The following is a 19,533-nucleotide window of genomic DNA, read 5'->3' as shown; positions in this document are numbered from 1 at the left end:
TTTAAGCACATTGCTTGAGGGCTGTCTAACGACACAGGCTTGGTTGTAACATTCTGAGACAAAAAGGGTACAATAAGGACGGGTTTATTCAGTCAAACAAAGCATGTCATCATCAGATCCCAGCAAATCAGAACCGCAAGCGCACCATCCCGTTCTCATTCAGGGACTGGAATATTGTTATTCTGAAACCCTGCAATCTTTGTGGAGTGGTTTTGGCGAGATTGCACGCTATCGCAACCGTGACGGGCACTGCATTATTGTGAAAAGGGTTGCTCCACCTATAGTGATGCAACACCCGCGAGGCTGGAACACCAGCTTAAGTCAGCAACGCAAACTACAGTCCTATCGCATTGAGCAGCAGTTTTATCAGTGTTATGCCAGTTTGTGCGATGACCACTGCCGTGTGCCGCAGTGGTTAAATCCGGATCCCGATGCAGAGACCGCATCAGCCACAATGAGCATGATATTGGAAGACATCGATGATGCGGGTTATCCGCAGCGGTTTACGCAGGATAATGGCAGCGTTTTGTATGGTTGTTTGCGCTGGTTGGCGTACTTTCACGCCAGGTTTATGCAGCATTCAGCGGACGAACTTTGGGAAGTCGGTGGTTACTGGCATCTCGGCACCCGCCCAGATGAGTTGGCTAACATGGAGGCGTGTTTACTCAAAGTGCGGGCTTCAGATATTGACCACCAGCTTAGCAATGCCCGCTATAAAACCCTTATTCATGGCGATGCCAAGCTGGCCAACTTCTGTTTTGGTGAACCTGCTCAAGTGGCAGCGCTGGATTTTCAGTACGTGGGTAGTGGTATTGGGGTGAAAGATGTGGCACTACTTCTGGCCAGCAGTCTGGACAACGAAGCACTACAGCAACAGTCAAAAGAGTATGAAGATTTTTACTTTGAACAGCTGGAAGCAGCGTTAAATCACTATCAACAGACAATTGATTTCACCGCCCTGGAAACTGAATGGCGTCGTTTGTTAGCCTTTGCCTGGGCAGATTATCAGCGATTTTTAATGGGCTGGAAACCGGGGCACAGTCGTATCACTGAGTATATGCAGATGCAATGTGAAAGAGCGCTGCAACAATTAAATATCAAGCGCCGCCGCGACGGTTAACTGCTAACCCTGGCGGCATCGTTAGAAAATAAAGCGGAGCTGAAATAAACAGCTACACTTTTTTACTCGGTTTAGGTACTGTCATCAAAACCAGTTTTAAGGAAGGAGCCTGCCCTAATGAAGTTCCCTGTTTTTTCGTTGTTTCTGTATCTTGCAAGTACATGCGCCACCGCCGAGACACTGCGGCTATCTGATCCCGTGGCAACCGATGCTCACACAGAAACCTTTGGTGAGGTGTTGCCAGCTTCATTGCCGGATGTGACCCTGAGTGATTTGGCGAAATCCCCAGACGACTTCCGCAACTCGATGTTTCAAATCACTACCCGTATTGCCAAAGTGTGCCAAAAGAAAGGCTGTTTTTTCATCGCCCAGGAAGATGACACTGTGATGCGCGTCGCCTTCAAAGACTACGGTTTTTTTATTCCCACTGATGCAAGCGGAAAAATAGTTACGCTGGCAGGAGAGCTGGTACAAGTTGAGCGAACTAAGCCCCAGGCTGATCACTTTAATAGTGACCTTGCTAGTAGTGGGGCTGGTCTTCAGGCTGGCAAGGCCTATGAGATTATCGCGAGTAGTATCAGGATCCCGAAGTAACAGCAAAAAGGCGCGTGAATTCGAAGGATGACTAAGCGATTGGAGCCTGGATAAAAAGTTGTGTTTTTGAGCGGGAAAAGCAGTCAAGTGCCAACGAGTTTGTTGGCACTTGTTTAGTTGGAAGGCTGATTAGTCTTCTTTATTCTGAGCGATGTAATCTTTAACCGCTTGCAGTGAAGGGAAGGAGGCGTAACCGGAAGCGTCTAACTCTTCGTTAACGCAACCCAAAATGGTTTTTTCCGTCACTTCTTCACCTTCGTAATACTCGACGCAATAATCGAGAGTGTCTTGCAAAAAGCCTGCATCAGGCATTTCCTGAGCATTTCCACCAGTAGACAAAATTGCAAGTAAAAACAACCATTTGAATTTCATTTTGTATCTCAGTAAACAGGTGTTTCAGACCATCTGAAACACTTTCAATGTGCGCAAAAAATTAACTGTTTATGGCAAAAATGAAAAACGAATATTTTTTATGCTGACGATAAAATTATCTGTTTGTTACTAAAACTATTGATTCGCCAAAACATAATCCAGCGCACCTTTAATTGCAGCAGCCTGTGCCTCGATGCAATTCTGCGGGTCGGTTTTTGGGCTATCAGGATAGACTTCTGTGGTGGTGACATATCTGGCATCCGTCATCCCGGCGCACAGACCGGCTTTTTTGCAGTCGTATTCAATCACACCAAACTGGGTGATTTTGGCACCAATAAGACAATCGTTTTGGTCGGCAGGTGCGATATGAGTCACTTTGACGACATTGTCTATGATGGCCTTTTGGAAATCTGTCTCCGGGCGTTGGGTATCACCTACCAGGTAAAAACCATCGGGAATATCCCAGTTGTCGTGAGTGACACCATCTCTGGCTGCCAGGGCCGGACGAAATTCGGAGTTGTCGGTATCTGTTGTCTCATGCAAATCTATATGTACCAAAGGTTTAATGTTGTTTTGGTTCAGATAAGCCATGATGGCTTGCGTTTCTTCAGAAGGCGCGCCGGGGGTAAAAGAGCGATTGGGATCTACCGCTTTTGGATTCCATCGATTGATGGTTTCATAACCCCAAGGGCTGATACAAGGCGCAACTACAAGATTGAAGTTGTCAGTGTATTTTTGTGCGTCGTGTTCCAGGAAGTATAAAGCCCCCTGAACACCACTGGTTTCATAGCCATGCACGCCACCTGTGACTAAAACTGTGGGCTTGGATTCTTGCCATGATTTAGATGTCAGTACAAACAATGGGTAACGGGCCTGGTCGTAGCTTAGTGCCCCGTACTGTTGTACCGTCCACAGGGACGACAAAGACTGAATCTTATCGACAACTTCCTGCTGATAACTGCGTTTAATGGTTTGTAATTCCAGCCATTGGGCTTTTTCGGAATCTCCCCAGGGTTTTCCGGGTGTACCAACAGGGTAGGGGCTTGGATTTTGTGACATGTTTGATTTTTACTCCATTATCGTTGTTCACAGATAAGACTTCCGTAGTTTAGAGTAATTTTCACTTAGTTTCTTCTGTCTGTATTGCCCTTTAAGCAGAATCTATTAGGATTATCTGATGACACGTATAATCTTAATGGTTTTATGTTTTTTCCTTTTTTGGATTGCGCAATCCCTGCATATCGCGCGAGCAGAAAACTATTTGGTTTATGGTATTCCCAATTATCCTCCTTTTTCAGTTTATGAAGAGCAAGCCTTTAGCGGTCGCGATGTTGAATTGGTGATGCGACTGGCGGAAAAGCTCAATGTAGAAGTGCGCTTTTCTCCTTGCGAATGGATCCGTTGCCTGGAGCTGGCCCGTAGCGGACGCGTGGATATCCTGACATCGGTTAGTCATGCCAGCGAAAGAGAGTCGTTTCTGTATTACATTCAACCCGCATACAGCGAGAGTAATATTGCTTTTTGGGTACGATTGGGCGAGGCCGATAGCATTCAATCATTGGCGGATTTAAGCGATAAGGTTGTTGGCAAAGAAAAAGGGGCCCGGCTCTATGCTGAGGTAGATGATGCCTCAGATATTAAACGATACGAGTCGGCACAGTTTAATATTCTATTCAAAATGCTGGTATCGGGGCGTCTGGATGCTGTTATGGGGGGCGATCAGGCTATTGTTAAAGCGGTTGAACGAAGTGGTTATGCTGACTTACTTGAACCTGCAAAATTTAAAACCAGAGTGCCCTCGGCTTTTTTGGCAATGTCCCGCAGTTCACCGTGAACAGAACACTATCTGGCGCAGGTGAGCAGTGCCATGCAAAACATGCAGAGCAGTGGTGAAATGCGCTATTTTCAACACTGGAAAGAAGCTGAATCTCCCGAATAACAAATACTTCATTTAACTGGTCGGACATGTTAATGTCGGGGCAATTATTCTGGAGATATCAGCCATGTCTGAAAATTATTTAATGAGTTTGTATAAACGTCTGCAAAAGTTCCCCATGGGAAATCGTATATTCTCGTTTGTTGCTTGTCGCAAAGCGCCGTACTTCGCCACTATAAAACCTCAGATAACCAAATTGGTGCCTGGTGAATGCCACTGTTTTATTAAAAAACGTCGCTCGGTAGAAAATCACATCAAAACAGTGCATGTTATAGCTATCTGTAATGGACTGGAAATGGCAATGGGCTTTATGGCTGAAGCCTCGATTCCCAAACATTTGCGCTGGATACCCAAAGGCATGACGGTGGATTATACTGCCAAGGCAGGGTCCGATATTCGCTGTGAAGCTGTATTGCTAAATAATCATTGGCAGGTGGGGGATCTTCCGGTTCAGGTAACTGCCTACGATGAAAATGACGTAGTGGTGGTTAAGGGTACGATTAATTTGTGGGTGTCAGAAAAGAAGAAATAAACGTCTAATAAAGCCCCTGTTTGAATGGAGTTTAAGTTGTGGAATTGGCGCATGGAAAGACTGACATGGTAGACGAGCAGAAAGCGGTGGCTTTTCTACAACGACAAATAGAGCTTTGCGCCAGCAACAAATCCAATGGTGATCTTCGCGATTGTATGTACTCGCGCGCGGTTTGTGATGCTGTCGGCTTGGGAATGCATGTTTATATCAACATGCTGCATTCTTGTAACGCAAATGCGGAAAAGCTCTGGCGAGAATTCAAACAACTGAAAAGCTTTTCAGCAAGCCGATATTGTTCATTACTTGCCAGTTGGTTAGCGCCGTCAGAAAATCCGCAAAAGAACTTCTACCAATCGCTTTCCGGACCTTTGTCTCCCTCTGATTTAGAGCATTGGCAAGAATATGGCTATGTCATTGTCAAAAATATTATAGCTCGGGAAACTGCACTGGATATTGCAGATAGCCTTGCGCAACGCAAAGGATTCGCTTTAGACGATGATAAATCCTGGCAAAATCTTCCTATGGGGCCCATCTGGCAAAGACAATTTGATTTACCTGAGCTGGAAATTGCCAGACAATCGAAAATCGCCTTAAACGCATTCCAACAGATTTGGCAATGCCTGGACCTGGTGATTACCCGAGATCAATACAGTATTAATTTTCCAGAAACACCCAAACACTGCTTTCAAGGACCGCACCTGCATCTTGATGTGGACTTTAATTTCCCTATGCACTTTAAAACCCAGGGGATCGTTTATCTCAACGACGTTGCTGCAGATCAAGGTGCGTTGACTGTATGCCCCGGGTTTCATCATAGCTATCAAAATTGGATCAACAGTTTGCCTGCAGGCACACACCCAAATGATGTGGACTTTTACCAATTTCCCCATCAGTCGATTGCTGCCGAAGCAGGGGATTTGATTATCTGGCACCATTGGTTACCCCATGGCGCTTCACCAAATCACCATCAATCTCCAAGAGTGGCACAATATCTGGATATGTACTCGTTGGTTCCTCGATATGTCGCTCCAGGAAATGTCTTTTAATTGTAATCATTGCGCTGTGCCATCAGGTCACTGTGGTATTGCACAAACTCAACTTCAAATCCATCCGGGTCTCGAAAGTACAGGTTACTGCGATACTCTGTCGGATTGCCGGGGTTAGTGACTTCAAAACCTGCCTCATTTAGCCTTTTGCGCACGGCTTCTATGTTACTGACCACAAAAGCAAAATGTGATAAACCGGGTTGTGAGCCCTGATGCTCGCGTATTTTACCTTCCCCGTGATCAGATAAGGCAAGGTATTGTTTATCGTCCCCGAAATGTAGCCAGTTACGGGGTTTGCCGTACCATTCGTCTGAGCCACCGCCTCGCACTTGCCATTCCGGAAAGGCCGCACGATAAAATTTTAAGCTTTGCTCCATATCAGAAACCACCATATTCAAATGTTCTAAATACATTGCCCTTCTCCTTTTTTGATAAAACTATTTACGCACTGACGCCTGGTGAAAAGTGGGATTTTGCCAGGCCAACAGCAGTGATTTAAGCAATGTGCTTGCGGCAAGTTGCCAGGCAGGTTTTTTACTGTTCATAGTTGTGTTCCTCGTGTTAAGTTGGGTGTCATGCTAAAACCTGAAGTTAAGTTGAGGTAAAGGCTTTTTTTCAATTTTTTTAATTTTTCTGAGGACAAGCCAATGGCGGAAGTTTTGTTAGCACCAGGAAAAGTAGCCAAACGCTGCGGCGTAGCAGTCTCTGCCTTGCACTTTTACGAGCAAAAAGGATTGATAAAAAGTTCTCGCAATGCCGGTAATCAACGTCGTTATCACAAAGATGTAATGCGCCGCATTGCTTTGATTAAAGCGGCACAAAATTTGGGAATCAGCCTGGAGGAGATAAGACAAACTCTGGCAACCTTACCGGACATGCGAACACCCACTAAGGAAGACTGGCAACAACTGGCCAAACAATGGCAGGAAAGATTAGATCAGCGCATCAGAGCCATGATTGCTCTGCGGGATTCCCTCACGGGTTGTATTGGTTGTGGTTGTTTATCCATGAAGAACTGCCCTATGTACAACAAAGACGATGAGCTGGCATCAGCCGGACCCGGCGCCGTACTGCTAAACCGCAAAATGACTCTTTGAACTAATCACTTCAAGGGGTCAGAGTTCTTGAAAACCCCTGCGGCAGTGGAAGTGAAATTAATCTTGCTTTTTGGGTAATATAAACTACCTTTGTGTTTTTGCTGATCCACATTTTGGCCAATTCCAAAGGAGAAAAGGATGAACATCAGAAAGAATGTGTATGAGTTACCGGCATCGGATATGACATTGCATTGGTATTCCAAAGCGGTGGAAGTCATGAAACAGCGCAGTATCAATGACCCCACAAGTTGGTGGTATTGGGGGGCAGTTCACGGGTACGTGATAACCAGTAGTACCAAGCAATTTTGGGAAGTGGCTACGGACTACCCACCTAAACAGTCCACCATAGATAGTGGATTTTGGAATAACTGCCAACATGGCACCTGGTTCTTTTTACCCTGGCACCGCATGTATCTATATTATTTTGAAGCGACAGTGGCTAAAGCTGTGGTTGAGGCGGGTGGCCCAAGCGGATGGACTTTACCATTTTGGAATTATTGCGAAGCGTTCAAACCTGGGATCAGTGTTGCGGAACAGCAAAAGGTTATGTCTATTCCTCCTGCGTTTGGTGATAGCCAAGGCAAAAATGCCGATTATCCCGGGTTATGGCTGGAGGGGCGGGTTAATTATGTTCTGCAAAAGCGTTACGTAAATCCGTGGCCTGCACTTGATGAAACAGTATTTACCAATACTTCGGAAGATGTGAATTTTGGAGGCGGTATAACTGGATTTGCGGTTTCTGGCGGTAAAAAGGGGCAGTTGGAGCAGTTGCCTCATGATGTTGTGCACGGCTATATCAATGGCGCGATGGGTAACACAAAAACCGCTGCATTGGATCCGATATTTTGGTTACACCATGCCAATATCGACAGAATGTGGCAAGTGTGGGTGGAGTCGGCCGGACACAGTAATCCAGCGAGCTCTGACTGGTTGAATTTCGAGTTTGATTTTCACGATGAAAATGGTGAGGTACAGACTTTAAAAGTAAAAGATGTGCGCACCACAGAGCAGCTCAATTACACCTACAGTCCATCATTCCCAGAAATGGATACGGCGAGTCCAAATCCCCCGGGCAGAGCCGCTGAGAATGTGATGGATGTGGTTGGAGCCAGTAATATTAATAACGAACTTAGCCATGATGTTTCCGATCTGGCATTGAATATGGTGCCACAAGGACGACGTAAATCTCGGATTTCGGTGGCGGCCAGAGCCACCAATACTCAAGCTAAGACTCCTAAGCGAGTGCTGCATGTCAACAATGTCACTGGCACTGGTAGTCCCTGCCCGATTGACATTTTTATCAGTGGTGACGGTAAAACGGCTTTGGATGATGAGCACTTCGTGGGTAGTCTGGGTTTGTTTGGCCTTGAGGATGCGTCAACACCTAGTCTGGATCATGATGGTAGCGGTTTGAGTTTCGCTTTTGATGTGACTCAGGTAATTGAACGACTCAGTAAACAGCAAGGCTGGAGTGAAGATAAAATATCCTTCCAATTTAAACCACAACTGCCTCGCCAGGGTGAGAAAGTGAAAGTCGGGCGAGTGAGTCTGCACAGTGAATTACACTAGAACACAAGGGCAAATACAGGTATCAGGCTTAAGAGGTCTACATACTCTTAAGCCCCACTGGTACTTGCTCGTAACGTCCGTATTGTGTTGGCTGTATTTTATTTATAGCTGGTGGCAGCCGATGGATAGTCATCATCACCATCATGGACATCAGGCCAGTTTAGCTGAACAACAATTTGCCTGGTTGATGATGGTGTATGCCATGATGCTACCTATGCTCAGCGGTGCAGTTAACTTTATCAGAGAGATGTTGCCGCGTTATTTGCATCACTATGCCTGGTTGGCGGCTATTCTGGGTTATTCCGCACTTTGGTTGCTAATGGGAGCAATGATGATTAGCGCGGGTGTCCTGCTGTCTTCAGAGGTTTGGTTTGCTGGGCATTGGTATACCTGGTTAGAAGACAATACTCCATACGCGGGACTCATATGGGCTGGCACTGCTTTGTATTGTCAGTCAAAAACCCGTAAATCGGCAGTGTTTGCCTGTACCGGCGGGCAGCCACTGGCGATAGATTTTTGGGGTGCAATGCGAGGTTCTGTTAAATTTGGCTGGTATAAAGCGCAGCGCTGCATAGTAAGTTGTGGGGCAATTATGCTGGCGATGATGTTAACCGGTCATGGTCTGGGGCTGATGTTAGCCGTTACCTGTCTCTTGTTGTATGAACGCTATATACTGCCCAAACGCACCTGTCTGGTAAGCGCAATGTGTTATACTTTGGCTTTGTTCTATACCGGAATTTGGCTCTTTTAAACAATGTCAGAAATTGTCAGAGATGGTTGGATTGCCAGCACATCACAGCCGCTAGAACTGACGGGGGAAGCAAACCTTTTCCCCATCAGCTTAGAGCTACAGCACAAGCGTATTGAGTCTCCGCCACGGTATTTGTGTTTTCAGGGACTACACAATGTTGAACAACTCGGTATTCTGGACATCCATGTCAGTCCAGTGGACTCAGTCTTGTCTGAGCAAACTTACCTGGCGACAGCCGCTTTTTATGGCGTAGATACGCAATCTGATAGCGGCCAGGAATTGAAAATTAAACTGTCTCAGCAAGAGCAGCAGACTCTGTTAAAATATATCGAAAATAAACAGTTCATCACCCTAATCGTCGCCTTGCAATCCAATCTCAATTTGTCAGAGTCAGCCACCATAGATCGCGTCGGATTGTTGTAAAAGTTCAAGGGGTCAGAGTTCTTGAAATCCGCAAACCAGCAGTTTCAAGAACTCTGACCCCTTGAACCGTTCTGGTGCCGGGTATATGCTCATATTGAACAACAATAACTGAACTATTTGATGCCTGTATTTAAACCTCTGCACTTTACTCAGACTTTGCCTTTTTCTCGTACCTTGCGTTTTGAGGTGGAGGGAAACCGTGATGTGCACATGCATTACAAGAGTTTGTTTAAAAGTCAGTCACAAACTTTTCCACTGGATTTGATCAATCCTCGCCCGGGATTGAATAAAAGCATTAACCTGGCCGCGGGTATCGCCGCGCTTTTTCTGTTATTGATAATAGGCTTTTGTTTGTTGGGTTATGCTCAAAACCCGGAGCGTTTCAGTCAACCGTTATTGGTGCTGACTATCCTGTTTTTACCACCGGCACTGGTGGCTTTGTGGTTCTTTAATGCCAGCTTTACGCCGTCTGTGGTGTTCTTCCGGGTGGATGATGGTGATGAAATGTTTAAGATCCCGCAATTTCCTCACAATAAGGTGGAGCTGGATCAATTCGCCAAAGACCTGAGTGAACGCATTGAATCCATTCGTTATCCCGGTAATCTATCCCATGCTGAGCAGGTAGAGTTGTACCAAAAGCATCTGGATTTCTTGCTCAATGAGCAGGTACTTAGTCAGTCTGAGTATGATGCCGCGTTACATCGACTGGAAACAAGACGTGCTAGTGGCAACGTGTTTAAACTGATTTAAGCTCGTCACAACTCCCCTTATTAATCCAAAACAGATGACTTGCGTAGCAATATATTTACGCTGATGTTTAAATGGGTATTCAAAAACTATTTTGGGTTTTAGCCAGTTGCCGCTATGCTCCCCCCGCTCTGTCATCCGGCCATAAAAAAGGGGCTGCAGAGTAGTTGGATTCAGGAGAATTTCGGTAATGCCTTTCTCCCGCGTCACGGTCAAATGCAACGCAATTTTTGGGGGTACAATGTTAGTCAAAGACGATCTCACGACAAGCTGTCAGCTCAGGCAAACCATCAGAGATTTTTATCGCATCGATGAAGAGCAAGTCATCGAACATATATTACCGCTGGCAGAAGTGGGTGTGACCGCGCGAAGTCGCGCCTGGGAACGCGCTCGTCAGATGGTATTAAATATTCGTAAAGCAGAAGATGGTAAAGGCGGTGTCGATGCGTTGCTGAACGAATACTCTCTGTCGTCAGAAGAAGGCGTTGTACTAATGTGTCTGGCGGAAGCTCTGCTGCGTGTACCAGACCGCAAAACCCAGGACTCGCTTATCCGTGACAAGCTGTCTAAAGGGGAATGGAGCCAGCATTTAGGCAACAGTGATTCTCTTTTTGTGAATGCCTCCAGTTGGGGATTGTTAGTCACCGGCAAGATGGTGAACTACTCTGACAAAACTAAAACCCAGCAATTCGGTGTCTTAAAACGCACTATTGGCCGTTTAGGTGAGCCTGTTATTCGCTCTTCTGTGCACTACGCCATGAAGATCATGGGTAAGCAGTTTGTAATGGGCACTAATATCGATGAAGCCATCGAGCGTGCTAAAGATACCGAAACCAAAGGTTATGTGTATTCCTACGATATGCTGGGTGAAGGTGCCCGCACCATGGCCGATGCTCAACGTTATTATGATTCTTACCTCAAGGCCATACATGCGCTGGGTAAAGCCGCGCAGGGCAAAGGTCCGGTGAAAAGTGCCGGTATCTCGGTTAAATTATCCGCTATTCATCCGCGTTACGAATTTACTCACAGTGAGCGGGTTAAATCTGAATTGGTGCCCAGACTGAAAGCGTTGGCGCTGGCAGCGAAAGAATACGATATTGGTTTTACCGTGGATGCTGAAGAAGCCGACCGTTTGGATATCTCGCTGGACATCATTGAAACCGTATTTTCCGATCCGGATCTGGGCGACTGGCAAGGCTTTGGTCTGGCCGTTCAGGCCTATCAAAAGCGTGCTATTTTCGTCATCGAATGGCTGGAAGCTCTTGCTCGTAGCGTTGGCCGTAAAATGATGGTTCGCCTGGTCAAAGGTGCTTATTGGGATACTGAAATTAAAACCACCCAGGTGGATGGTCTGGACGATTTCCCGGTATTCACCCGTAAAGCTACCACTGACGTGTGTTACAAGGCCTGTGCCATTAAACTGATGGCGGCCAGAGATGTGATCTTCCCGCAGTTTGCAACCCACAACGCCTACACAGTGGCGACTATTTTAGAACTAGCGAAAGACAACAACCAAGGTTATGAATTCCAGCGTCTGCACGGCATGGGTGAGTCTTTGTATGACCAGGTTGTACTAAACGACAAGGTCCAGTGTCGGGTGTATGCGCCGGTTGGGCAGCACGAAGATTTGCTGGCTTATCTGGTACGTCGCTTGTTGGAAAATGGTGCTAATTCCTCGTTTGTTAATGCCATTGTAGATGACAGCAAACCAGTGGAAGAGTTACTGCCGGATCCGGTGGAGAAACTGCAGGACCTGCGCAACAAGCGCAACATGAATATCACCATGCCTATCGCCATTTATGGCGAAGAGCGAGATAACTCTAAAGGTATGGACCTCACTGACATCAATCACCTGATGCCGTTAAAAGAAAACCTGGACGCCTGGGTAAAAGACAACATCAAGAGCGCCAATGCCGCTCAGGCAGAGCTGGTGGCTGTGTTGAACCCGGTAAATCACAGTGAATTAGTGGGGCACCTGAAATACCACAGCGCAGAGGATATGCAAGACATCGTCAGCCGTGCTGAGTCTGCGTTTGCTGACTGGTCCAAAACTCCGGTTATTGAGCGGGCCAATTTACTGCGCAGAACGGCGGATATTTTAGAGCGTCACCGCGACGAACTGATCGCTATCTGTATTAAAGAAGCCGGTAAGCTCACGCAGGACAGTATCGACGAAGTGCGCGAAGCGGTTGATTTTTGTCGTTATTATGCCGCCCGAGCAGAAGAGCTGGCACAGGATGAACGCATGGAGCCTCGTGGCCCAATTCTGTGTATCAGCCCGTGGAACTTCCCGTTAGCCATATTCCTGGGTCAGGTAGCGGCCGCTATTGTGACCGGCAATACCGTCGTGGCGAAACCGGCGGAACAAACCAGTCTGATCGCGCTGCGTACCATTGAACTGATGAAAATTGTGGGTATGCCGGATGATGTGGTTCAACTGATTATTGCTCAGGGTAAAGAAGTGGGTGAAAACGTAGTGAATGACGAGCGCATTCAGGCCGTTATGTTCACCGGTTCTACTGCAACCGGCACCCTGATATCAAAAATTCTGGCGGAACGCGGTGGGCAACAGGTGCCGTTAATCGCAGAAACCGGTGGTCAAAACTGTATGGTAGTGGACTCCACCGCCTTGCCAGAGCAGGTATGCGACGATGTTATCAAATCGGGCTTCCAGAGTGCCGGTCAACGCTGCTCAGCATTGAGAGTATTGTTCTTACAGGAAGATATTGCCGATACCGTACTGAAAATGATAACCGGTGCTATGAAAGAACTGAGCGTCGGTGACCCGCAGTTCTTATCCACCGATGTCGGTCCGGTGATTGATGCGAAAGCCTTAAAAGCCCTGAACGATCATGTGGAATACATGAAGGACAAAGGACAGCTGTTGTACGAGTGCCCGTTACCAGAAATGGAGCATGGCAATAACCTGTTCGCCCCGCGTTTATATCAAATTGACAACCTGTCGGTGCTGAAAAAAGAAGTATTTGGGCCGGTAGTGCATGTGGTCCGCTTTAAAGAGTCGGAACTGGATGACGTGATTGAACAAATCAATGCCACAGGGTTTGGTTTAACCATGGGGATTCACACCCGTATTGAAGATCGTGCCGAAGATTTAGCCGCTCGCGTACGAGCCGGTAACATCTACGTAAACCGAAATATGATCGGGGCCATCGTTGGCGTACAACCTTTCGGTGGTCGTGGCCTGTCTGGTACAGGTCCTAAAGCGGGTGGCCCTAACTATCTGATGCGTCTGGTAAGAGAAAAACATACGCCAGACGAAGAGGATATGAACTATCAAACCAAGGCCAACATTGACATGGTGGAATTGGGCGCTGCCCAGGAGCACGTTGACAACATCATGGAACTGGCCCTGAAAGCGGAACGTATCTGGCGTACCACAGCACTTAATGACCGTATTTCGGTAATGCGTCAGTTGCTGGCCAAAATTGCTACGGTCGATATTGTTGAAGAGCTGGCAGACGACCTGGCCAAATCTCTGTCTGATTCTCGCTCGCAATTGACACGCATCGAGAAAATGCTGAAAAAGCCCAAGGTCTTACCTGGCCCAACAGGCGAATCCAACCTGTTGTATCTGGAGCCTCGCGGTTGCGTGGTGTGTTACGCCGATAAAGACACGGTATTCAGCTTCTGGTTGATGTCTATCGTGTCAGCACTGGCGGTGGGTAACACGGTAATTACTGCGGTTTCAGACTTGTTCTTTGAAGAGGCTAAAGCCATTCAGGACAAACTGATGCAGTGCGGTGGTGCCGAGGGTGTGTTGCAGGTGGTTAAGCACGATAAGCTAAATGCACTACTACATCATGCTGATATCGCAGGTGCGGTGGTTGACAGTAACAGTGCCCGCATGGGGTATTTCAGCAAGCAGCTGGCAGAGCGTGAAGGCGCGATTTTGCCAGTGATCAGTGCTGAATATAACGATACCCTGATCCAACGTCTGGTGACGGAAAAAACGATTAGTATCGATACCACGGCATCGGGTGGCAACACCTCGCTGATGACCTTAGCCGAAGATGACGAGTAAAATCGTTAGGTTGTAAATACTTTGAATTAAAAGGCCCGTCAGGGCCTTTTTGCTATTGCGATATTGCTGTCAGAGCGCAAATACCTGCTCAAAGGATTCGCCCTGATTCAGGCGCTCCAGTCCGTCATAAAGTGATTGCGTATTTAACGGTGCCACCGCGAGCCGGGATGACTGATAATAGCCGTGGCGATTATTCGGGGGTAAGCTATTGGCGCACCATACACCCTTGAAATTCTTGCTTCTGCCGCCACAATAGATTCGCGCAATGCAGACAAAGTCGCATCATCGATACTCTGATCAAAATACAGATCTCCTGAGCCTTGGGTAAAGTGCGTCAAGCCAATGAGTTCGCAGGCGATAGCGTCTTTTTAATAAACGTAAAAGCCAGGGCCAATAGTGTAGCCATGATTAGTCCAAAATATTTTATTGTTTTCATGCGCTTGCCGTAGCCACAACGAGTAGTGGAATTGATATACCTTTTTTGGCCTCAGATTGGAACTCCTGATGTGAACTTTAGTCTCAGATAACGAGATTTAATTCAGTAAAACTGCCTTCAAAGGAATGAAATTTATGAACAACCTCTTTAGCCCAGTGCTGGCCAGCGCTTTTTTCCTCGTGACCTTTATGAGTAACGTCTTTGCTGATCAAGTGTCTGAGAATTCCCCCAAATATTGGCAAACATTGGGCTATGGCTATGTCATTGAAGTCGTCAACGACACCATGACATTTTACGATGTCACCGAATCTTCTTGTGTAATTAATACCCAGTTTTACAGCGATTACAAAGATACCAAGGCGTCGCAATGGATATCCACCGATAAAAAAGGTATGACACTGTTAGACTGGTATGCGGTACATCCGGTAGAACTGCAAGCCATTGAGCAACTACCCGTCTTGTGTGATTCTGCCAGAGAAATTGATCCAGATCCGATTAAAACCTTTGAGTTTTTCTGGGCCTATTATGCTGAACACTTTCCATACGGGGAAAAACAAAACTGGCACTGGAATAAGCAATATCCAATCTGGCGCTCCATGGTCGATAGCAGTACCAGTAACAAGGAGCTGGCCGAGATATTTTCACTAATTATCAACCGGATTCGTGATGGTCATGCGGAGTTATTAGATGCTGATGGAGAAAGTATCGGAGACATAGAGTCGCGATTACTGACTTACGAATATCGTCTTCGCCGCGCCTGGAAGCAGGATAACGACTATCGCTATTTTTGGCCATTTGTAAGAGCGCAATTTCAGAAATGGCAAAACAATATTGCCCAGAATTATGCCGAAGATCGGGACGTGACATCCTATTATGACAATTTTCACTTTGCCCGCCTGAAACACAATCTGAGTTATTTGCGCATTGATGAGATGGCCTGGTTTAGTGACGATGATAACTATGATTCCTGGTTGAATGCCGCAGATGATGCGATGCAAAAACTGTTGCCAAAAATCAAACAAAGCAACGGCCTGGTGATTGATTTAAGAAGCAACGGAGGCGGCACGGATCTGGTGTCATTGCGGCTACTTTCTTACCTGTTTCAGGATAAAACTCGCATTGCCGCCAAGGCTACTGTCGTAAAGGGCGTTCTAGGGGAACGCAAACCGATTTGGGTAACACCTGCGGAAAATAACTATGATGGTCCCATCGTCGTATTAACCAGCCAGGGCACAGCCAGCGCCGCCGAAATCATGTTGCTTGGGCTAACTGCTCGGGAAAACACAATATTGCTGGGGGAACCCTCCAATGGCAGCTTTAGCGATATCCTGCCAAAGCAGTTACCTAATGGCTGGGGACTGGGCATGTCTAATCAGGTTTATTTTGATGCCAGCGGAATCGACCACGAGGAGGTGGGCATACCCGTAGACGAGTTTGTGCCCTTCCTGATGCTGACGGATTTGGATAGTGGCCGGGACCCCGCTATTGAGTTAGCGATTTCAAAATTGCTTGTTCAATAGCGATGGCATTTAGTATGAATAATAACAAATTACTTGTGGTTTAAGGTCATCACCTGATCCGGTAAAAACCGTTCTGCAACTCAGCTTTCGAGTGCGCTGAGAATAACGAATAAATCGTTCAATTGCGTCTGCTATGTTGGCATTCGCTCGGTAATCAGGTTGAGTAGTGTCAGGGTAGTTATACGTTACCGTCCAACCGTTATCGAGGTTCGCGAATAATACATCCTCACTACTCAAAAACTCGCAACCACCTGATGTCATTACGCACATACCTATTGGAGCACCACTAGAGTTATCATATAACACGTTGAGTGGAGAACTTTCTGCGTCGGTGTTCTCAAACCAGCGATCTACAACATTCCCTACTACTCTGTTTCCAACTTCGGTAGCAATATTCTCTAAAACACGGTTTGGCGCATCATTTTTATTGAAATTTTTACGGCTTCCTTTGGCTGCCGATTGTTTATTTGTATCAGCAAAATTCTCGCTGCGATAGCCGACATGACAGTCTTGTGTGGGACAGGTTGCAGTATCGTAAAAGTAAGTTCTGCCTTCCATAACGGCCTGTGCAAACTCCATTACTAAGCTTGTAGCGTCAGCGCCTTGCTTTGCAAACAGTGTGTACCTGACATCACTATAAGTATGTTCATATGCGTAGCCTGATATCTCATGGCCTTGACTGTTTTCAAAATGAAACAGGGTGGGGTTGGCAAATAGCGAGTGACTGAAAGATAAAAGTAAAATTAAAACAAAACTTTTATAGTAGCTCATCAGATTTCCCTTCATAAGTTTATTATCCTAAATTGGATTGCAAAAAATTCATCAGGAAGGGTAAATAATATAACCGTTATGTGCAATGGTTTTTTTCACAAAAGATCTTTCATCGTTTATACGCCATATCGCTGTTAATTGCATGAGCAAGAATGTTATATTTCCACTAAACCATTAATATTATTCATGTTTTATGTTAGAACGCAGCGACCTGATGTTAATCGATGCCATTGACCGCTTGGGCACAGTAACCAAAGCGGCAGAAGAGCTGTATTTATCCCAATCGGCTATCAGTCACGCTATAAAACGACTGGAACACACTATGGGAGTGAAGTTTTGGCAAAAATCCGGACGCAATCTGGTGTTAACGGCTGCCGGAAAGCGATTGTTAACCCACGCCAGAAGAGTGTTACCCCAGTTTGAGCATATCGAGCAGGAAATTGCCGGATTTAAGTCTGGTGTACAGGGAAAACTGCGCATTGGTATGGAGTGTTACCCTTGTTTTCAATGGTTATTAAAAATTGTTGCGCCGTTTTTAAAGGCTTATCCGCAGGTGGATGTGGATGTTTTAAAAGAATTCCAGTTTGCGGGATTGGCAGGGTTATTTAATTACGACATTGATATTCTGGTAACGCCGGATCCGGTGTTCCGCCCGGGATTGGAATTTATTCCGGTGTTTGCCTATGAACAGGTACTGGTGGTGAACTCGCAACATGCACTGCTGCAAAAGCCCTTTGCTGAACCGCAAGATTTACTGCAAGAAACGTTATTGAGTTACCCAATCGAAGATAGTCGATTGGATATTTACACTCAATTCCTGTTACCGGTGGGTGGCAGTGTTCGCAAGCACAAAAAGATAGAGAATACCGAGATTATTTTGCAAATGGTGGCGGCAAACCGTGGTGTCACGGTATTGCCTCGTTGGTTAGTGGAAGAGCATCGCACCCAGTTCGATATCAGTGCGCTATCCTTAGGTAAGGACGGTATACACAAACATATTTATCTGGGAGTTCGGGTGGATAGCGAAGCTCCCCAATACCAGCAAGCGTTTATTGAGTTGGCTGGCTCATAGCATTCGTTAAAATTTACTGAGCCGCAAGGGATTCCCGTTCAATCACCTCACCTTTGAGGATAACTTTCGCAATGCTGTTGTAGGCTTCGATAGTTTCCAATGGATTGGCTTCCAGCAACAGCAGGTTGGCGATTTTTCCGATGGTAACGCTGCCATACAGGTGGTCCAGATTAAAACTTCTGGCATTGTTGATGGTAGCGGCAGCCAATATATCAGGTAGAGATATCCCGACCTCAGCCATGTGCTTTAGTTCGTTAAACGTTGAGTACCCTGGTTGTGCCGCGAAGGTTGGAGAAGATGGCGTATCGCTGGCCAGAACCATGGGGTGGCCGTTTCTATAAAGATATTGCACAACTCTTTCCCCCTGGTTGATGATGGTATCCTGGCGCTTGAAAATCGCATTCAAACTGCCACCACCAAACTCTTTGTGCATTTCTCTTGCGAACCACTTACCTTCCTCAGTGTGATACCAGTTCCAGATGTCCTGTGGGATCACTTTGCGATATAAGGGATCCTCCAGAACATCCGGCACCAGCACGCCCTTAATACCATCCATCACATTGAATGTCGGTTGATATACGATCTTCTGCTGAATAACATCATCTAGTAAACGACGAATTTCAGAAGGAATGTCTGGCTCTCCGTGATACTGATTCCAGTTCCACATGCCATGCGCCATGATGTCCACCTGGTTTTTGACTGCTATCATTTGCATGTCCAAAGCGTTGGCGTGAGCGAAAACCGGGAGTTGATGCTGTTTCGCAAATTTTCTTATCCAGGCTAACTGTTGGTCTGAAATAACCGGCCAACCGGATCTCAAATCAAAGCCATCCTCAATAAACACTTTTACGCAGGAAACACCGTCCTCCGCCATTTTTGCAATGAGTTGAGCAATTTCCTGTTCACCGTCTTGTTGCTGTAGCAAATACTTAAATGTTGAACGGATTTTTTGCTCACTGGACCACATAGTGGGATAGCCGCCTTTTACTGGCATGGCACCGCAATGAAACAGATCCGGTCTGTGCTGGTGCTGCTTAAATTGCGCGATTGCTTGTGGTGAATTTGAGGGATCCAATATCTGGGTAACACCAAAATACAGGTAGCTGCGGGGTTGTTGCGTAAAGAACTGCTTTTTTAGTTCTGCGATTTTGTGTGGATCGCGGGTTTCACCGGGCATTGACGAAACGTGCACATGGGAATCCATTAATCCCGGTATGAGGAATTTGTCGCTGCCATCAATGATGATAGCGGGTTCCCTGGTGACAATCTCCTTCGAGGTGATGGCTGCGATCAACTCGTCTCTAATGTGCACATTAACTGGCGAAGCTATGCTTGATTCGGCTGCTGAAATAACGCTAACGTTGCTGATAATAACGTCTGCAGAAAAACTACTAATACTGGTTAACAGTAGCAAAATTGCGATGACTGGCTTTTTCATTTACCCTGCCTTAGTTCTGAAATTTAACGGCTGTGTTTTTCAGTTCAGTTTGCCTGGTTGGCAAACT

Annotated in this window: 19 protein-coding genes; 13 read left to right on the top strand and 6 right to left on the bottom strand. The window is 46.3% G+C overall.

Features of this window, described 5'->3' with window-relative positions; genetic code table 11:
• Window positions 1–103 precede the first annotated feature (103 nt).
• Window positions 104–1,120 carry a phosphotransferase gene (locus ACXAD8_RS14165; RefSeq protein ID WP_475229834.1) on the top strand — a complete coding sequence of 339 codons (1,017 nt, stop codon included), beginning with the start codon at window positions 104–106 and terminating at the stop codon, window positions 1,118–1,120.
• 117 nt (window positions 1,121–1,237) lie between these two features.
• Window positions 1,238–1,714, top strand: coding sequence for a DUF4920 domain-containing protein (locus ACXAD8_RS14160; RefSeq protein WP_475229832.1), 477 nt, complete (start codon window positions 1,238–1,240; stop codon window positions 1,712–1,714).
• Between the two features lie 129 nt (window positions 1,715–1,843).
• Here ACXAD8_RS14160 and ACXAD8_RS14155 read toward each other — a convergent pair whose 3' ends face one another.
• Together ACXAD8_RS14155 and ACXAD8_RS14150 are read right to left on the bottom strand one after the other, a co-directional pair.
• Window positions 1,844–2,086 carry a hypothetical protein gene (locus tag ACXAD8_RS14155; RefSeq protein WP_475229829.1) on the bottom strand — a complete coding sequence of 81 codons (243 nt, stop codon included), beginning with the start codon at window positions 2,084–2,086 and terminating at the stop codon, window positions 1,844–1,846.
• A gap of 135 nt (window positions 2,087–2,221) precedes the next feature.
• Window positions 2,222–3,145, bottom strand: coding sequence for a M14 family metallopeptidase (locus tag ACXAD8_RS14150; RefSeq protein ID WP_475229826.1), 924 nt, complete (start codon window positions 3,143–3,145; stop codon window positions 2,222–2,224).
• A gap of 118 nt (window positions 3,146–3,263) precedes the next feature.
• On the opposite strand from ACXAD8_RS14150, the gene ACXAD8_RS14145 reads away from it, so the two are divergent.
• The 3 genes from ACXAD8_RS14145 (at window position 3,264) to ACXAD8_RS14135 (ending at window position 5,600) form a co-directional block, all read left to right on the top strand.
• Window positions 3,264–3,920, top strand: coding sequence for a substrate-binding periplasmic protein (locus tag ACXAD8_RS14145; protein WP_475229824.1), 657 nt, complete (start codon window positions 3,264–3,266; stop codon window positions 3,918–3,920).
• 169 nt (window positions 3,921–4,089) lie between these two features.
• Window positions 4,090–4,554 (top strand): hotdog fold domain-containing protein, encoded by a 465-nt coding sequence (locus tag ACXAD8_RS14140; RefSeq protein WP_475229821.1) that lies wholly within the window; start codon window positions 4,090–4,092, stop codon window positions 4,552–4,554.
• 38 nt (window positions 4,555–4,592) lie between these two features.
• Entirely contained in the window at window positions 4,593–5,600 is a 1,008-nt protein-coding gene (locus ACXAD8_RS14135; protein WP_475229818.1) for a phytanoyl-CoA dioxygenase family protein, read from the top strand.
• Here ACXAD8_RS14135 and ACXAD8_RS14130 read toward each other — a convergent pair.
• Window positions 5,597–6,013: a VOC family protein gene (locus tag ACXAD8_RS14130; RefSeq protein WP_475229815.1), complete on the bottom strand. Its 417-nt coding sequence runs from the start codon at window positions 6,011–6,013 to the stop codon at window positions 5,597–5,599. The two genes, ACXAD8_RS14135 and ACXAD8_RS14130, sit on opposite strands and share 4 nt — an antisense overlap.
• 234 nt (window positions 6,014–6,247) lie before the next feature.
• On the opposite strand from ACXAD8_RS14130, the gene soxR reads away from it, so the two are divergent.
• The 6 genes from soxR to putA all read left to right on the top strand — a co-directional run bounded on the left by soxR (window position 6,248) and on the right by putA (window position 14,229).
• The gene (soxR, locus tag ACXAD8_RS14125) at window positions 6,248–6,697 is read left to right on the top strand and encodes a redox-sensitive transcriptional activator SoxR (protein WP_475229812.1); all 450 of its coding nucleotides are present in this window, start codon (window positions 6,248–6,250) and stop codon (window positions 6,695–6,697) included.
• Between the two features lie 138 nt (window positions 6,698–6,835).
• Window positions 6,836–8,266, top strand: coding sequence for a tyrosinase family protein (locus ACXAD8_RS14120; RefSeq protein WP_475229809.1), 1,431 nt, complete (start codon window positions 6,836–6,838; stop codon window positions 8,264–8,266).
• A 121-nt stretch (window positions 8,267–8,387) separates the two neighbouring features.
• Entirely contained in the window at window positions 8,388–9,017 is a 630-nt protein-coding gene (locus ACXAD8_RS14115; RefSeq protein ID WP_475229806.1) for a copper chaperone, read from the top strand.
• A gap of 3 nt (window positions 9,018–9,020) precedes the next feature.
• Window positions 9,021–9,440, top strand: a complete 420-nt coding sequence (locus tag ACXAD8_RS14110) for a hypothetical protein (RefSeq protein WP_475229803.1) — start codon at window positions 9,021–9,023, stop codon at window positions 9,438–9,440.
• Between the two features lie 120 nt (window positions 9,441–9,560).
• Window positions 9,561–10,190 (top strand): hypothetical protein, encoded by a 630-nt coding sequence (locus tag ACXAD8_RS14105; protein WP_475229800.1) that lies wholly within the window; start codon window positions 9,561–9,563, stop codon window positions 10,188–10,190.
• Between the two features lie 238 nt (window positions 10,191–10,428).
• Window positions 10,429–14,229 (top strand): bifunctional proline dehydrogenase/L-glutamate gamma-semialdehyde dehydrogenase PutA, encoded by a 3,801-nt coding sequence (gene putA / locus ACXAD8_RS14100; protein ID WP_475229798.1) that lies wholly within the window; start codon window positions 10,429–10,431, stop codon window positions 14,227–14,229.
• 143 nt (window positions 14,230–14,372) lie between these two features.
• On the opposite strand, the gene ACXAD8_RS14095 is transcribed toward putA, so the two are convergent.
• Complete coding sequence (locus ACXAD8_RS14095; RefSeq protein ID WP_475229795.1) at window positions 14,373–14,567, bottom strand: hypothetical protein; 195 nt, start codon at window positions 14,565–14,567, stop codon at window positions 14,373–14,375.
• 232 nt (window positions 14,568–14,799) lie between these two features.
• On the opposite strand from ACXAD8_RS14095, the gene ACXAD8_RS14090 reads away from it, so the two are divergent.
• Window positions 14,800–16,185, top strand: a complete 1,386-nt coding sequence (locus tag ACXAD8_RS14090) for a S41 family peptidase (protein ID WP_475229792.1) — start codon at window positions 14,800–14,802, stop codon at window positions 16,183–16,185.
• Window positions 16,186–16,194: 9 nt separating this feature from the next.
• Here ACXAD8_RS14090 and ACXAD8_RS14085 read toward each other — a convergent pair whose 3' ends face one another.
• Window positions 16,195–16,956: a hypothetical protein gene (locus ACXAD8_RS14085; RefSeq protein WP_475229789.1), complete on the bottom strand. Its 762-nt coding sequence runs from the start codon at window positions 16,954–16,956 to the stop codon at window positions 16,195–16,197.
• 193 nt (window positions 16,957–17,149) lie between these two features.
• Between ACXAD8_RS14085 and ACXAD8_RS14080 the strand changes: the two genes are divergently transcribed.
• A complete protein-coding gene (locus ACXAD8_RS14080) occupies window positions 17,150–18,028 on the top strand; it encodes a LysR family transcriptional regulator (RefSeq protein WP_475229787.1) in 879 nt (292 codons plus the stop codon).
• Between the two features lie 13 nt (window positions 18,029–18,041).
• Here the strand turns inward: ACXAD8_RS14080 and ACXAD8_RS14075 are convergent, their stop codons facing one another.
• Window positions 18,042–19,466, bottom strand: coding sequence for an amidohydrolase family protein (locus ACXAD8_RS14075; RefSeq protein ID WP_475229784.1), 1,425 nt, complete (start codon window positions 19,464–19,466; stop codon window positions 18,042–18,044).
• Window positions 19,467–19,533 lie beyond the last annotated feature (67 nt).

It is taken from the genome of Planctobacterium sp. AWH2_060 (assembly GCF_056158425.1).
This window is presented reverse-complemented; position numbering and strand designations above follow the sequence as displayed.

What these genes read in the sequence shown, in the direction of transcription:
- ACXAD8_RS14075 (WP_475229784.1), bottom strand. Translation starts at nt 19,466, where the DNA reads ATGAAAAAGCCAGTCATCGCAATTTTGCTACTGTTAACCAGTATTAGT.
- ACXAD8_RS14105 (WP_475229800.1), top strand. Translation starts at nt 9,561, where the DNA reads ATGCCTGTATTTAAACCTCTGCACTTTACTCAGACTTTGCCTTTTTCT.
- ACXAD8_RS14110 (WP_475229803.1), top strand. Translation starts at nt 9,021, where the DNA reads ATGTCAGAAATTGTCAGAGATGGTTGGATTGCCAGCACATCACAGCCG.
- ACXAD8_RS14090 (WP_475229792.1), top strand. Translation starts at nt 14,800, where the DNA reads ATGAACAACCTCTTTAGCCCAGTGCTGGCCAGCGCTTTTTTCCTCGTG.
- ACXAD8_RS14150 (WP_475229826.1), bottom strand. Translation starts at nt 3,145, where the DNA reads ATGTCACAAAATCCAAGCCCCTACCCTGTTGGTACACCCGGAAAACCC.
- ACXAD8_RS14165 (WP_475229834.1), top strand. Translation starts at nt 104, where the DNA reads ATGTCATCATCAGATCCCAGCAAATCAGAACCGCAAGCGCACCATCCC.
- ACXAD8_RS14115 (WP_475229806.1), top strand. Translation starts at nt 8,388, where the DNA reads ATGGATAGTCATCATCACCATCATGGACATCAGGCCAGTTTAGCTGAA.
- ACXAD8_RS14160 (WP_475229832.1), top strand. Translation starts at nt 1,238, where the DNA reads ATGAAGTTCCCTGTTTTTTCGTTGTTTCTGTATCTTGCAAGTACATGC.
- soxR (WP_475229812.1), top strand. Translation starts at nt 6,248, where the DNA reads ATGGCGGAAGTTTTGTTAGCACCAGGAAAAGTAGCCAAACGCTGCGGC.
- ACXAD8_RS14130 (WP_475229815.1), bottom strand. Translation starts at nt 6,013, where the DNA reads ATGTATTTAGAACATTTGAATATGGTGGTTTCTGATATGGAGCAAAGC.
- ACXAD8_RS14155 (WP_475229829.1), bottom strand. Translation starts at nt 2,086, where the DNA reads ATGAAATTCAAATGGTTGTTTTTACTTGCAATTTTGTCTACTGGTGGA.
- ACXAD8_RS14140 (WP_475229821.1), top strand. Translation starts at nt 4,090, where the DNA reads ATGTCTGAAAATTATTTAATGAGTTTGTATAAACGTCTGCAAAAGTTC.
- putA (WP_475229798.1), top strand. Translation starts at nt 10,429, where the DNA reads ATGTTAGTCAAAGACGATCTCACGACAAGCTGTCAGCTCAGGCAAACC.
- ACXAD8_RS14080 (WP_475229787.1), top strand. Translation starts at nt 17,150, where the DNA reads ATGTTAGAACGCAGCGACCTGATGTTAATCGATGCCATTGACCGCTTG.
- ACXAD8_RS14145 (WP_475229824.1), top strand. Translation starts at nt 3,264, where the DNA reads ATGACACGTATAATCTTAATGGTTTTATGTTTTTTCCTTTTTTGGATT.
- ACXAD8_RS14085 (WP_475229789.1), bottom strand. Translation starts at nt 16,956, where the DNA reads ATGAGCTACTATAAAAGTTTTGTTTTAATTTTACTTTTATCTTTCAGT.
- ACXAD8_RS14120 (WP_475229809.1), top strand. Translation starts at nt 6,836, where the DNA reads ATGAACATCAGAAAGAATGTGTATGAGTTACCGGCATCGGATATGACA.